Annotated in this window: 12 protein-coding genes; 6 read left to right on the top strand and 6 right to left on the bottom strand. The window is 39.0% G+C overall.

Annotated features, from left to right (window positions below; translation table 11 throughout):
- Nucleotides 1-729: 729 nt before the first annotated feature.
- On the bottom strand, nt 730-3,003 hold the full coding sequence (locus ACFFIP_RS18920; protein ID WP_382389357.1) for a helix-turn-helix domain-containing protein: 2,274 nt from the start codon (nt 3,001-3,003) through the stop codon (nt 730-732).
- A gap of 129 nt (nt 3,004-3,132) precedes the next feature.
- Between ACFFIP_RS18920 and ACFFIP_RS18915 the strand changes: the two genes are divergently transcribed.
- Genes ACFFIP_RS18915 through ACFFIP_RS18895 form a run of 5 tightly spaced genes read left to right on the top strand, consistent with a single transcriptional unit; the run spans nt 3,133 to nt 7,422 of the window.
- Entirely contained in the window at nt 3,133-3,837 is a 705-nt protein-coding gene (locus tag ACFFIP_RS18915) for an SDR family oxidoreductase (protein WP_382389356.1), read from the top strand.
- Nucleotides 3,838-3,841: 4 nt separating this feature from the next.
- Nucleotides 3,842-5,821, top strand: coding sequence for a (E)-4-hydroxy-3-methylbut-2-enyl-diphosphate synthase (gene ispG / locus ACFFIP_RS18910; protein ID WP_382389355.1), 1,980 nt, complete (start codon nt 3,842-3,844; stop codon nt 5,819-5,821).
- Between the two features lie 49 nt (nt 5,822-5,870).
- On the top strand, nt 5,871-6,062 hold the full coding sequence (locus ACFFIP_RS18905; RefSeq protein WP_382389354.1) for a DUF6728 family protein: 192 nt from the start codon (nt 5,871-5,873) through the stop codon (nt 6,060-6,062).
- A 53-nt stretch (nt 6,063-6,115) separates the two neighbouring features.
- A complete protein-coding gene (locus tag ACFFIP_RS18900; RefSeq protein WP_382389353.1) occupies nt 6,116-6,469 on the top strand; it encodes an MmcQ/YjbR family DNA-binding protein in 354 nt (117 codons plus the stop codon).
- Complete coding sequence (locus ACFFIP_RS18895; protein ID WP_382389352.1) at nt 6,466-7,422, top strand: ABC transporter ATP-binding protein; 957 nt, start codon at nt 6,466-6,468, stop codon at nt 7,420-7,422. The genes ACFFIP_RS18900 and ACFFIP_RS18895 overlap by 4 nt, the downstream gene beginning before the upstream one ends.
- A 33-nt stretch (nt 7,423-7,455) precedes the next feature.
- Here the strand turns inward: ACFFIP_RS18895 and ACFFIP_RS18890 are convergent, their stop codons facing one another.
- The 5 genes from ACFFIP_RS18890 to ACFFIP_RS18870 form a co-directional block, all read right to left on the bottom strand.
- Nucleotides 7,456-7,980: an FKBP-type peptidyl-prolyl cis-trans isomerase gene (locus ACFFIP_RS18890; RefSeq protein WP_382389351.1), complete on the bottom strand. Its 525-nt coding sequence runs from the start codon at nt 7,978-7,980 to the stop codon at nt 7,456-7,458.
- A 19-nt stretch (nt 7,981-7,999) separates the two neighbouring features.
- Nucleotides 8,000-8,320, bottom strand: coding sequence for a hypothetical protein (locus ACFFIP_RS18885; protein WP_382389350.1), 321 nt, complete (start codon nt 8,318-8,320; stop codon nt 8,000-8,002).
- Nucleotides 8,321-8,400: 80 nt separating this feature from the next.
- Nucleotides 8,401-11,175 (bottom strand): leucine--tRNA ligase, encoded by a 2,775-nt coding sequence (gene leuS / locus ACFFIP_RS18880; protein WP_382389349.1) that lies wholly within the window; start codon nt 11,173-11,175, stop codon nt 8,401-8,403.
- Between the two features lie 167 nt (nt 11,176-11,342).
- Nucleotides 11,343-12,290, bottom strand: a complete 948-nt coding sequence (locus tag ACFFIP_RS18875; protein ID WP_382389348.1) for a hypothetical protein — start codon at nt 12,288-12,290, stop codon at nt 11,343-11,345.
- 79 nt (nt 12,291-12,369) lie between these two features.
- Nucleotides 12,370-13,272 carry a mechanosensitive ion channel family protein gene (locus ACFFIP_RS18870; RefSeq protein WP_382389347.1) on the bottom strand — a complete coding sequence of 301 codons (903 nt, stop codon included), beginning with the start codon at nt 13,270-13,272 and terminating at the stop codon, nt 12,370-12,372.
- A 160-nt stretch (nt 13,273-13,432) separates the two neighbouring features.
- Between ACFFIP_RS18870 and ACFFIP_RS18865 the strand changes: the two genes are divergently transcribed.
- The gene (locus ACFFIP_RS18865; RefSeq protein ID WP_382389345.1) at nt 13,433-14,974 is read left to right on the top strand and encodes a GNAT family N-acetyltransferase; all 1,542 of its coding nucleotides are present in this window, start codon (nt 13,433-13,435) and stop codon (nt 14,972-14,974) included.
- Nucleotide 14,975: the final 1 nt, after the last annotated feature.

The following is a 14,975-nucleotide window of genomic DNA, read 5'->3' as shown; positions in this document are numbered from 1 at the left end:
TATAAGGTTCAGGTTTCAATAATCACTTTTCCTAGATGTCCCACCTCTTCCCATCCTGATCCGCGGTGGCGTATAAGCCCTGCAGCGCCGATGGTACCGGTGCGCCGTGGCGCATGGGAGAGTAGAGCCTGTCCCGGGCATCGGGATCGCCGCCACATTATTAAAAGCCTTTCAGGAAACTGGGAGGCTTTTGTCTTTATAGGAGAAACTAGGGATTAGAAACAAGAGGCAAGAAACAAGAAACAAGAGGTGAAACCTGTTAAAAAGGATGAAGGAAGATGGATGGAACAGGAAATTAGATTCGGCAGGGCGGACAAATTATGCTTGGGCGAAATAAAGTTGGAATAGCTTTTAGGTATCAATATTTTTTCACTACCAATCAACCAATAACCAATCACTCAATCAACTAAAAAAAAGTTACACCCGGGAGAGTAGAGCCTGTCCCGGGCATCGGGATCGCCTCCATATTGTTAAAAAGCCGGTCCTGATACCTTTCGGAATTGGCTTCTGGCGTTTATAGAAGAGACGAGAAGCTAGATATTAGGATCTAGATACTGGACAAAAGCTTACCTGGCTTCAGGTAGGATACAAAACTCTCAGAATTAAAACCCGCAATCCTAACCAAGGAATTTTTGATTTTGAACGTTACTGTTCTTGGTACATTGTACAATGCACCCTTCTCACCTGAATGGAATACCTTTAGGTATCTTCTGGAGTCATTTTTTCTTTTTAATCTTTTGATAAGCCCATGTGGGCTGTAACCATTTTCAATGTTCCATAGTCAATTGTTCCGGGCTCTTCCTGTCTTATGCGGCCTAAATCTGCATCGTACTTTTTGATAATCTCAGCCACCTTTTTGAATGTATCTTCATCCATATGGGTAAATAAGGAAATTCGCCCTTCCTGAATTCCTTTGGCCAGATGGCCTTTAATCGTTGATTCGGCCAAGCTTCTTTGGATAGCAATTTCCTCAATACTTGCCCCGTCATCACTCATGTTGTAAGTGATTTCATAGGTCTCGCCCTTTACTCTTTTTAGTGAGGGACCATCATCGTCTTTTTTCTTTTTCCCAGTCTTAGACTTTAAAAACTTTGGATTGTTGATTGCTGATTCTTTGGCTTGCTGAACATAGGAAATTCTTAAAGTTTTGATTTCCTCATTGAGAACATTCATCTTGCCTGTTTCTTTTCCTTGAAGAATAGCAGGTATCAAAGCAGTGATTTTTTTTATTCCAGTAAGTTTTTTTATTAGAGATAGTTCTATTTGAGATAAACCATCAAGATATTTTTTGGTCTTGGAAAATCTTTCAACTTCTGCTGAATGGTTTAAGAGGTTCCTCCATTCGGTAATTAGAAAACTTTGGTAATAATTGGAGCCCTTTTGCAGCCTTTCGCTTAATTTTTCATTTTCTCCCGAAGCTAAAAGTTGGATTAATTGTCTCTGAAATTTAATTGTGTTGTCTGATTCCTGATTTAAGGCTTCCAGAATTTTCGGAATTGCTGATCGCATCTCTACATCTTCAAATTCAAAACTGCTTTCAGTATCATTTAGGAAATATTTGATGGCTTTTGTGATTAAAGAAAAATCAAAAGTTTCTATTAGGAGCTTTTCAACATATCTCATTTGATGCTTTTTTAAAAGACATTCTAGAGGCTCCTGTAAGCTGGTTTTTTGTGTGAATCCTACCACATCATGATCACTATAGATGATGTTGTTTTGGATTTTGGTTCTTAATGTTAGGCCGTCCAAGCCCCTAAGTCTACTTAGGGCAACATAAACTTGCCCTGGAGCAAAAGCTTGTCCAACATCTATGATAGCCTTATCGAAAGTTAGGCCTTGGCTTTTGTGTACGGTAACTGCCCAAGCCAATTTGATAGGAAAATGCTCGAATGTTCCGATTACTTCCTCTTCCAATTCCTTGGTGGTATTGTTGACTACATACCGTTTGTTTTCCCAAATTTCCCGTTTTAAAGTATAATTTATTTTATTTTCTGCGAGAATAACTTTGATTTCACCATTTTCAATTGACTTTACTTTTGCCATTTTTCCATTGTAGTATTCACCATTTCCGCTGCTGTCATTTTTAATGAACATAATTTGGGCACCTTCTTTTAGTTCCAGTGTTTTCGGTATGGGGAAAAGACTTTCAGGAAAATCTTTTTCAATGATTGCTTCAAAGAAATGCGATTTTTCCTTCAATTCATTTAACTCTTTTTGATTTTGGGCTTCAGCCTTATAATTATGGGTAGTAATGATGATCGTGTCTTCCAGATTTCTGATTTCTTCTTCTGTTTTGAAATGATCATTCAATAGCTTGATATCTGACTGGGTCGCGCAATTGTCCCGAAGATGATTGAGTACCTGAATAAATTGTTCATCTTTTTGTCTGAATATTTTATTCAGTTCGAGGTAGACCAATCCTGAATTTTTCAGGCAATGGGCCTCAAAAAAATGCATGCTATTGTAAAATTTGCTCAGAACTTGCCATTCATGATCGCGGACAATGGGTGGAAGCTGGAATAAATCACCAATAAATAAAATCTGAATACCTCCAAATGGTTCTTCATAATTACCCCTGATGCTTTTTAATCTGAAATCGATAGCATCCAAAATATCAGCCCTTAGCATACTGACTTCATCAATAACTAACAAATCTATTGCGCTCAAAACTTGTCTTCTTGCAGCATTCAAAGGGTGTTTTCTCCTTAAGGAAAACTGTGTGAATAAGTTTCCTTGATTGCCGAAATTACCCTCTGGTTCATTTGTAGGTAAAAAGCTTCCCAAAGGCAATAAAAATTGAGAATGAATAGTCACCCCTTTTGCATGAAGTGCAGCAATGCCTGTTGGTGCAACGATGGCAAACGTCTTGTGGGTAAATGTTCCAAGATTCCTAAGAAAGGTTGTTTTACCTGACCCTGCTTTTCCCGTCAAAAAAATGGGGCTATTTGTACTGTTGACAAAATGAGCTGCCAACTCCAGTCTGTCTGTAATCTGTGTTTCCATAAAAATAAAATTATAACAAAAATGTCAGGACCATGGTGGATTATCCGTTTAAGTTCGCAAAGTTTTCAAAAAAATGTAACTTTGCTGGCTCTAGATAGTTGTCATACTAACTATTAAAACACTAAGTAAATGGCGAAAAGTATATTGGTTACAGGAGGTACAAAAGGGATTGGTAGAGCAATTATTCAAAAATTTGCAAAAGAGGGTTTTGATGTTTTTACCTGTTCCCGTCACCAGGACGATTTGTTGGCGCTGAAAACTAGCTTAGAATCAGACTTTCCTAATCAGAAAATCGCAGTAAAGGTCGCTGATTTGTCTAAAAAAGAAGATGTTCAAGCTTTTGCGAATTGGGTGAAAAACCAAAGTGTTCCAGATGTATTGGTTAATAACACGGGTGTTTTCCTACCTGGATCTATTCATTCCGAACCAGAAGGTAATTTTGAAACAATCATGCACACAAATTTGTTTTCTGCCTATTACCTTACTAGAGCATTTACTGAAGAAATGATCTCCCGTAAATCCGGTCATATCTTTTCAATAGGTTCAATAGCGGGCTTGACCGCATATGCCAACGGTGGAAGTTATGCAATATCCAAATGGGCTATGTTAGGATTTACCAAGTGCCTAAGGGAGGAATTAAAGGATTTTAATATAAAAGTCACTTCTGTTTTACCGGGAGCTACTTATACAGACAGTTGGAAAGGGGCTGATATTCCTGAAGACAGGTTTATGAAGATTGAAGATATAGCAGAAACTGTGTGGGCAACCTATAGTCTTTCCCCATATTCAGTAGTGGAAGAAATTGTTATTAGACCACAATTAGGAGATTTGTAATCATATGGAAACCAAGGTGTTATTGGATAAGATTAAGTATTGTAATAGTCTTACAGAATATTCTAGAAGAAAGACTATTCCGGTAAAAGTTGGCGATGTGATTATCGGTGGAGATAATCCTATTGTGGTTCAGTCTATGACTACTGTGGACACCATGGATACCATGGGTTCAGTGGAACAGTGTATCCGCATGATAGAAAGTGGGTGTCAGCTGATCAGGATAACTGCCCCTAGCATGAAAGAAGCTGAAAACCTCAAAAATATCAAGGATGAGCTGAAGCGAAGAGGTTATCAAACACCTTTGGTGGCGGACATCCATTTTACACCTAATGCTGCTGAGATAGCAGCAAAAATTGTTGAAAAGGTCCGTATCAATCCCGGTAACTATGCGGACAAGAAGAAATTTGAAATCATAGAATATACGGATCAAAGTTATCAGGAAGAACTGGATAGAATCAGGGAAAGATTTTTACCACTTGTGAAAATCTGCAAGGAATATGGTACAGCTATGAGAATTGGTACCAACCACGGCTCTTTGTCTGACCGGATTATGAGCCGCTATGGTGATACGCCTTTGGGAATGGTAGAATCTGCTTTGGAATTTTTAAGGATATGTGAGGATGAAAATTTTCATGATATCGTTATATCCATGAAATCCTCCAATACTCAAGTCATGGTTCAGGCCTACAGGTTGTTGGTTCAAAAACTTGAAGAGGGAGGTTTCAAACCTTATCCACTTCACCTAGGGGTGACTGAGGCGGGGGACGGTGAAGATGGCCGGATCAAATCAGCTGTTGGAATTGGGACTTTGTTGGAAGATGGCTTAGGGGATACTGTCCGAGTTTCTTTGACTGAAGATCCCGAATTTGAAGCCCCTGTGGCCAAGGCTTTGGTCGACCGTTATACGGATAGGGTAGGTCACCCTGCGATTGATTCACTTGAACATTTTCCTATCACTCCATTTGAATATAACAAGCGTGACACTATAGAGGTGTTCAATTTCGGAGGAACAAATGTACCAAGGGTGATCGCTGATATTTCTGCCATTGGTAATATTTCTGAAAAAGAGATGAAGCAGGTCGGTCACTTCTATCTTCCGGAGCTGGACAAATGGAAAATGAACGATCAGGGGGCTGATTATGTGTTTACAGGTGACCATCCGATTCCTTTTATGCTTCCTAATGGTATGAAGGAAATCCAGTATTACACCAACTGGTTACAATCTGAAGATCAAATCAATAAATTTCCCGCATTCCGTTTAGAAGAATTCAAGAAAGCAGAAAAATATCATTATGGCTTAAATTTCCTTCTTTTGGATGATGTTGAAGTCAAAGAGTCTTTACCCTTCGTTGAAGGGAGAAAGGATTTGGTAATTATCCTACATTCCAAAAATCCACACAATTTGGCAGCCTTGCGCAGATCCTTTATTACTTTGATGGAAAATCACAGCTTGGTACCTGTTGTTGTAAAAGTGGATTATCCTGTACAGCCTCAGGACAAGACCATGTTGTATGTTGCCACTGATGTAGGAGGGCTACTGATAGATGGTCTTGGCGATGGGATTATGATAGGTCTCGATGCCTATCATGGTGGAGAAAGAACCTCTGTTCTGGAACAAATTAAACTTCATAATTCTGTGGGATTTGGGGTACTTCAAGCTGCTAGGACAAGAATGTCCAAGACAGAATATATATCCTGCCCATCTTGTGGTCGAACACTCTTTGATTTACAGGAAACAACTGCAATGATCAGAAAAAGAACCGATCACTTGAAGGGTGTCAAGATTGGAATTATGGGCTGTATTGTGAATGGCCCTGGAGAAATGGCAGATGCTGACTATGGTTACGTTGGTTCTGGAAAAGGGAAGATCACCCTTTACAAGGGGAAAGAGGTAGTTAAAAAGTCTGTACCGTCAGAAAAAGCTGTAGATGAATTAATAGAGATCATCAGGAAAGATGGTATGTGGCTAGAACCTGAAAATTGAATCAATTTTCGCCAAAAAATGTAGATAGATAGGAAACAATTACAAGCCCATGGAAAATAGTAGAATCAAAGAATTTTTTAAACTCGGAGAAGTAGCCAATTACTTTGTAAGAGTGTTTCAAAAGCCAGATCCATCAAAACCCTCAAATTTTAATTTGAGGATGATGCATGGCATCAATAAAATATCCATATTGATGTTTTTGGCCGCTATTGTCATTTGGATTGTCAAAAGATTAGCTTAATCTATTTGTCCTAAGGTTCATAGTCAGTAATTTAGCAAATCAGCCACTGTATTATGAACATTACCTTTTTCAGGGAATACTGTCTGGCAAAGAAGGGGGCAACGGAAGATACCCCTTTTGATGAAACCACACTTTGTTTTAAAGTAGGTGGTAAAATATTTGCCATTATTGATATCGAACTTTTTGACAGTGTGAATCTGAAGTGCGATCCGGAAAGGGCAATTGAATTAAGGGAGAAGTATAATGGTATTGTTCCCGGTTTTCATATGCATAAGAAACATTGGAACACCTTGTATCTTAACGGAACTGTTTCGGATAAATTAATTTTGGATTTGGTCGATCACTCATATGCTTTGATCGTGAATAGTCTGCCAAGAAAAATAAAAGAGGAGATTGGTTACCTATGAGTTATCTGAAGATAGATGGCATTTCTAAAAGTTATCAGGAAGGCATTCACGCATTAAAAAACATTTCTTTATCTGTTGAAAAAGGTAATGTAGTGTCTTTAGTCGGTGAAAGCGGTTCTGGAAAAAGCACGCTTTTAAGAATCGTAGCAGGATTGGAAAACAGGAATTCTGGTGAAATATTACTCGAAGGGGCAAGAATTCAGAACCCTAAAGAAAAGTTGGTTCCCGGCTACGATGAGATACAGTTGGTATACCAGGATTATCATCTATATCCCAACTCCACAGTTGAGGAAAATATTGCCAGACCGCTCCTACAATATGATAAACAATATAAAGACAAAAGGGTGACCACTATTCTCAATTTGTTGGGTTTGGCCAGCTTTAAGGATAAGTTGCCTCGACAATTGTCAGGTGGTCAGCAACAAAAAGTAGCTATTGGAAGAGCCTTGAGTTTGGAGCCCCAGGTTATTTTGTTGGATGAACCCTTTTCCAGTTTGGATACCATTCAAAGAAGAGAATTAATAGCAGAACTTAAATCTTTGTTTGGACAATTGGGCATCACCGTGCTTTTTGTGACACATGATTTGGACGATGCTTTACAGATGACTGATTTCTTGGTCATCATGCAGCATGGTAAACTTATTCAAAAAGGCAATCCCGAGCAGATTTTTTCAAACCCAAAGAGTCTATACGCAGGTAAATTATTCAGTCATCTTAATCCGATTCCTGACAAACCCAAAACCTATGTTAGACCATCTGATTTACATTTGTATAAAAGTAGTGGTCTTTCAGTCAAAATAATAGAGCGACAATATTTAGTTCATTACAACTTGTTGACTGTAAGGTTAAATGACGGGACAGTTTGGAAAGTGGAAGATAAAAAAAGAAGTTTTGAAATTGGCGATAGGGCTTTTCTCAAATGGGAAGAAGAGAAAGAAATAAGCTTTAAATAACAAAGTCTCTGGTTTGGCTCCAGAGACTTTGTTTTAATGTTGGTGGCCGTGTTCGCCATGTACATGTCCATGATCGAGTTCTTCAGCAGTAGCTTCTCTGACTTCGAATACTTCTCCTTCAAAATGAAGGTCAAAACCCACCAAAGGGTGGTTGAAATCAAGTAAAACTTCTTCCCCCAAATCCTTGAGAACTTTTGCCTGCATGGGATAACCATTTTCATCTACAAGTGGCAGGAAATTTCCCTCTTCTAACATGCCTGGCTCAAAACCTCTTTCTTGAGTGAATTGTTCTTTTGGTAAAGCCATGATCAACTCATCATCTGCTTCTCCATATGCTTCAACTGAAGGAATGGTAAAGTTGAATATCTCTCCTTGTTTTTTACCTGAAAGTAATGTTTCAAATTTTTCAGGCAAACCACTTTGTCCGAATATAAAATAGAATGGGTCTTCTTCGTCTCTAACTTCAACGCTGAATGGTGCAGATTCAATTTCTTCGAGTTCTCTGCTGACTTTTAATTCATAGGTGAGCCCTACTACTGCATTATTTGATATTTCCATACTGCAAAGGTAGGAAAGTTTATTTAATCGCACCGTTAATCATCACAGCTAAAATAGCAGTCATACTCATCACAAAACAGAAAAATACCCATCCCCATTTCTTTTGAATAATAGAAACCACAGCACCAATGAAAATTAAAGAAAAAATCATGGCAAAAATGATCAGTACCATCATGTAGATTTCTTCTGATTTATGAAAGTATGGGGCAATTTCTTCCTCCGGGAATAAGTTGGGAGTTTGGTTTTTCCATTTGATACCCAGCCATTCTTTCCAATAAGAATATGCAAATATGCCTGAGGATAAGACAGCCGCTGCTGCAATGAAAAACCTGTTCATCATGAATTGGAAAATAAAAGGGTATCGGTCTTTACAATGGTAATGTTTACAATTAAGTGACCCGATACCCTTTTTCTACTTTGTTAAATGACAATATTGACAATCTTGCCCGGAACCACAATGACTTTTTTAGGAGTGTTGCCTTCGGTCCATTTTTTTACGGCAGGATCGGATAGTGCAGCTTTCTCTACTTCTTCCTTGCTCAGCGATAAGGAAAGGGAGAGTTTTGCACGAACCTTCCCATTAATGGAAATAGGATATTCATGGCTATTCTCCACCAAGTACTCTTCTTTGAATTCAGGGAAAGCGGCATAAATAATGGACTGTTGATGTCCCATTAAAGACCATAATTCTTCTGCAATATGAGGTGCATAGGGAGAGACGATAACAGCTAATGGCTCCAGTATTTCTCTTTTGTTGCATTTCATTGCGGTCAACTCATTGACGCAGATCATAAAGGAAGCCACTGAGGTGTTGAATGAATGGTTGTCCAAATCATCCTGGGTTTTCTTGATCGTTTTGTGCAAAGTTTTGAGTTCTTCTTTGCTTGCATTTTCTTCTGAAATGGACACATTACCTTGGTTGTCATGGTAGAGTTTCCAAAGCTTCTTCAGGAATTTAGAAACCCCATCGATACCGTTGGTGTTCCAAGGTTTGAATTGCTCTAAAGGTCCAAGGAACATTTCATACAACCTCAGGGTATCAGCTCCATATCTTTCAATGATATCATCCGGGTTGACTACGTTGTATTTGGATTTGGACATTTTCTCTACTTCTGCCCCGCAGGTATATTTCCCTTCTTCTAAGATGAATTCTGCATCAGCCAAATCCGGTCTCCATGTCTTGAACTTATCCAAATTCAGTTGGTCATTGTGAACAATATTTACATCCACATGCATGGCTGAAGTGTCATATTGGTCTTTTAAACCATAGCTGACAAAAGTATTTGTGCCTTTGACCCTATATACAAAATTTGACCTTCCCTGAATCATTCCCTGGTTGATCATTTTTTGAAAAGGTTCTTCAATGCTTACAGCTCCTATATCATATAGAAATTTTGTCCAAAAACGGGAGTAAAGCAGGTGGCCAGTGGCATGTTCAGCACCACCGATATACAAATCTACAGCACCCCAGTATTTTTCTTTTTCTGGATCTACGAATTTGGTTTCATTCCTTGGATCCATGTAACGGAAGAAATACCAGCTTGATCCTGCCCAACCCGGCATGGTGCTTTTTTCCAAAGGAAATTCACCATCCTCTGATTGGTATGTCCAGTCTTTTGCTCTTCCCAAAGGAGGTTCACCATCTTCAGTAGGCAAGTATTTATCTACCTCAGGTAGCACCAAAGGCAAGTCAGTTTCTTTAATCAAATATGGCAATCCTTCTTTGAAATAAACGGGTAAAGGTTCTCCCCAATAGCGTTGCCTTGTGAAGATGGCATCACGCATCCTATATTGGATTTTGCCTTTTCCGATTTTATTTTCTTCCAAAAAAGCAATTGCCTTGTTCATGGCATCCTTCATTTCAAGGCCTGTAAGGAAATCAGAATTGATGATGGTTCCTCCTTTTCCTGCGAAGGACCCGTTTTCCATACTTCCTTCAATCACTTGTCTGATTTCGAGCCCAAAGTGTTTGGCAAAGTTGTAATCCCTGTCATCATGGGCAGGAACAGCCATCACAGCCCCTGTTCCATATCCGGCAAGTACATAATCAGCAATCCATATTTGAATTTCCTCTCCGTTGAAAGGGTTTATGGCGTAAGAACCGGTGAAAGCTCCTGAAATGGTCTTAACATCAGCCATTCTGTCTCTTTCTGAACGGTTTTTTGCTACCTCAACATAGGCTTCGGCAATTTCTCTTTGGTCTTCAGTGATCAGTTCTTTTACATAATCATGCTCTGGAGCCAAAGCCAAATAGGTTACGCCGTAGATGGTGTCAATCCTGGTAGTAAAAACTTTGATCTGTTTATTCTGACCTTTTACCTGAAAAACCATCTCAGCGCCTATTGACTTTCCTATCCAGTTTCTTTGCATCTCTTTGATAGGTTCTGACCAGTCAACTGACTCCAAGCCTTGAAGCAACCTCTCCGCATAAGCAGTGATTCGCATGCTCCATTGCATCATTTTCTTTCTTTCAACTGGGTGTCCTCCTCTTTCGGAAAAACCGTCTTTTACCTCGTCATTGGAAAGAACAGTTCCCAAGGCAGGGCACCAGTTTACGGTAGTTTCAGCTAAAAAAGTCAATCTGTATTTCAGTAAAAGTTCCTGTTGTTCTTTTTCAGACATTTCATTCCATGCTTCTGCACTAAAAACAGGGGTGTCCTCATCGCAGACAGCCTCAATAATGGTGTTTCCAGAAACTTTGAATTGCTGAACCAGTGAATCAATGCTTTTTGCTTTGTCTTCAGTTTTGTCATAATAACTATTGAACAATTGCATGAAAATCCATTGGGTCCATCGATAATAATCAGGGTCCGAGGTCCTCACTTCTTTGTCCCAATCAAATGCAAAACCGATGTTTTTTAATTGGTCTGTATATCTCTTGATGTTTTGTTCAGTCGTAATAGCAGGATGTTGCCCTGTTTGGATGGCATATTGTTCAGCAGGTAGACCAAATGAATCGTATCCCATAGGGTGAAGGACGTTAAATCCTTGAAGCCTTTTATACCGGGTAATGATATCTGAGGCGATATAACCAAGTGGATGTCCTACATGAAGGCCTGCGCCAGAAGGATATGGGAACATATCCAAAGAATAAAACTTAGGTTTTGAAGGGTCAACCTGGGCATTGAAAATCTGGTTCTTTTCCCAGTAAGCTTGCCACTTTTTTTCTATTTCCTGAAAATGATAATCAGCCATTATTGAATAAATGCTTAGTATTTTTTGAATTGCTTGCAAAAATAGAAAAATTAACGGGAAACGGCTGATAAATAGGCTTAAGGTTTAGGCTTTGGGGATCCAAATACTTTTAAAAATATCCAAAAGCTCATAGATTCTCAAGTACATGCTGGCATAAAGGCTGCCGTCTACCAGAATCTATACCTCTTTTCCCTGATTCTGTTTCTGAAAATCCAGTTGTCCCATATATCTTCGGAAAGATAAAGTTCAATTCCAATATTCAAGGACAAATAACCGTCATAGCGTTCGGTAAGACCTGAACCTCTTCTTATTCTCCCTCTATTTTTAATGATTTTTTGAACATCGGGCACTAACTCACCTGTTGAAAGTTCTTTTTGAAATGCAGGATTTCTGATTGCTAATTCTAGCCTTATTGGATTCTTTCCTTCCCCATTTGTGCCATAGTCATTCACCAAATCCATATAAAATTCACTGACATTGAAGGCACTGATGTCATCCATATAGTCGGTCAAGGTCCAGCGGTAATTGAGTTCCAGGAAGAAATCTGCCCATACATTGGCCTTGTATTTCATGCCTATTCCTGTGGGGAAGACAATGATATATTTGCTGTAAGGGTTGTTTTCCAACTGAAGTGGCCTTAAGGCTACCCATTCACCCCTAAGTTGGGCCTTAGGGTCGTTGGTAGAGACACCAACTCCCGCAAAACCATAAAAGTTAATGAAATGACGGGTGATGTTATATTGACGTACTGGCTTCAGGTAAAACTCTCCCAGAGCGGCAACCTCCCAGTTTCTGGCTCTAAAATGGAGATTTCTTGGTTGTCTCAAACTTCGTGGGTCTGCAGGTGGGTCTTGACCCGAAATCTGATAATAGGTGCCCTCAACTCTGGCTTTGATGTAAGTGCCTAAAACCCTTCGGACAGCAATATTAGCATTCCAATCCGGTTGAATTCCTTCATTGTATTTCCAAAGCGAATAGAGTTCACCGAAATATTGGGTAGGACCAATGGAGGTAGAAACTGACCAAGGTGCTTCAAAGCGATATCGATAAAAGCTTTGGGCGTCAGCCAAGTGCATTAGGTGCAAAAAAATAACTGATAAAATAAATCGCTTCATTTCCCTCTATTTGAAAAACAATTTTTTAAATGTGATGATTTTTACTAGCTCAAAACATGGTAAATAAATGTAAAAATACTCAAATATTCAATTTTTCCGGTGCACTTTTAATATGTATATCTCTTTGTGGGAAAGGTATTTCCACGTTATTCTCTTTGAATCTTCTGAAGATTTCAAAGTATAGTTGACTTTTTAGGACTTTTGGCTTGTTGACATATTCTGAAGTCCATACCCGTAGATTAAAATTTAGACTACTTTCATCAAACTCATCAAAAAGCACATCAGGTTCAGGGGTTTTTAATACACCTGGATTGTCAGTAGCAATTTTAACGAGGATGCTTTTGATTTTTTCCGGATCTTCTTTGTAAGAGACACCCACAGGGAAATTGAACCTTACCCGGAATTCATTGTGGGACCAGTTGATGACCTGATCATCGATAAATTTGGAGTTGGGGATGATGACACTGATGTTATCATTAGTAATCACCGTCGTGGATCGGGCAGAAATTCTCACTACATCCCCAGCAATATCCCCTACCTCAATCCTATCACCCACTTTAATGGGCTGTTCAAAAAGAATGATCAGGCCACTAATAAAGTTGTTGGTGATATTTTGAAGACCAAAACCAATACCTACACCTAAGGCACCTGCCAAAATCCCAAAAGCGCTGAGGTCAATACCATTGGTTTGCAGAATAGAGAACATACCAGCAATGATCAATACATACTTGACAATAGTACCGATTGACTGTCGGGTCCCTCGTTCTACATGATAACGTTGTAGGACTTTATTGACAAGAAGCTTCTTGATCCATTCTGAAATTAGCAGTAGGAGGGCAACTGAAAGAACCAAAGTGAGCAATAATCCAATGGTGAGACTTGATTCTCCTATGGAAAAAAGTTTGACATTCATGATCTCATTTAAAAGTTCAAAAAACTCGCCTATTTTGCCTTTTTTGAAATCCCAGATTTTTTCTCCCATTTTTGTTTATTTACATTATTTGTATTCCTAATTTACATTTTCTGTTAGTAATAAATAATTTTGGCGGGATAATTGTTTTTCGATCAGTATATCATTTTGTTTTCAAGCCCATATTATGTGCTTTTAAAATATTTGACTGAATTTTAGTTAATTTTGCATTATGAGTAAGCAAAGAGAGGAATTAGAACACCGGTTAAAACTCCGGAATATTAAACTTTCAGACTATGATGATATTCGTGAAATCATGGTCAGCATTTACAGAGATCAAGGCGGGGCATGGACCAAACAGGAATTGAAGAACCAATTAAAGGCTTTTCCTGAAGGTCAGATATGTATTGAGGATAATGGCAAAGTGGTTGCTGCAGCCTTGAGTATTATTGTAGATTATGGGAAATTCGGAGATAACCACACCTATGATCAAATTACCGGTTACGGCAAATTTGATACGCATGATGATGATGGTGATACCTTATATGGCACGGATGTATTTGTACATAAAGAATACAGGGGCATGCGTCTTGGGAGAAGACTTTATGATGCCAGAAAGGAGCTGTGTGAAAATCTTAACCTGAGGTCTATCATTGCAGGGGGCAGAATACCCGGTTATTCCAAGTATTATGACCAAATGACCCCTAGAAAGTACATTGATCTGGTGAAAAGCAAGGAGATTTTTGATCCTGTATTATCTTTTCAGCTTGCCAATGAATTTCACGTCAGGAAGGTGATTACCAAATATCTTCCAGAAGATACGGATTCCAGAGCATATGCCACTTTATTGGAATGGATCAATATTTATTATGAAAAGGATGAGAAATTAATCGGCAATAAAAAATCCATAGTCCGGTTAGGGTTGGTACAATGGAAAATGCGCCGTTTCAACTCAGTGGATGACTTGATGCAGCAGGTAGAGTTTTTTGTGGATACAGTTTCCGGGTATAAGTCGGATTTCTGCTTGTTACCTGAATTTTTCAATGCACCCTTACTGGCTGAGTTTAATGATATGGATGCCTCAGAAGCTATCCGTAATTTGGCTGATTATACTGATGAGATCGTCACCAGAATGAGTGACTTAGCCTTATCATACAATGTGAATATCATTGCAGGCAGTATGCCTGAATACGATGGTAAAAAGCTAAGGAATGTGAGTTATCTGTGCAGAAGGGACGGTACAACAGATAAGCAGTACAAACTGCATATCACGCCGGATGAGCAAGCTTATTGGGGTTTGCAAGGTGGAAATGGTATCAAGGTTTTTGATACAGACGCCGGTAAAATCGGGATTTTGATCTGTTATGACGTTGAATTTCCTGAATTGGGAAGGATTTTGGCTGAGCAGGAAATGGACATTTTGTTTGTGCCATTTTGGACAGATACCAAAAATGCCTTCCTTAGGGTAAATATTTGTGCAAAGGCCCGAGCTATTGAAAATGAATGTTACGTGGCGATTACAGGTTCGGTAGGAAACCTACCAAGAGTTGAAAACATGGACATACAATTTTCCCAATCGGCAATTTACTCTCCTTCTGATTTTTCATTCCCCCATGATGCTACAGTCGCACAGGCATCTGAAAATGCCGAAACAACAATCGTAGCAGATGTGGATCTTGACTTATTGACCAAACAGAGAAAAGCAGGAAGCGTAAGGAACTTGGAACAGAGAAGATTGGATCTTTACTCTATTCACTGGAAGAAAAAGAAATAAT

The organism is Fontibacter flavus (assembly GCF_042432905.1).
Classification (GTDB): domain Bacteria; phylum Bacteroidota; class Bacteroidia; order Cytophagales; family Cyclobacteriaceae; genus Fontibacter; species Fontibacter flavus.
This window is presented reverse-complemented; position numbering and strand designations above follow the sequence as displayed.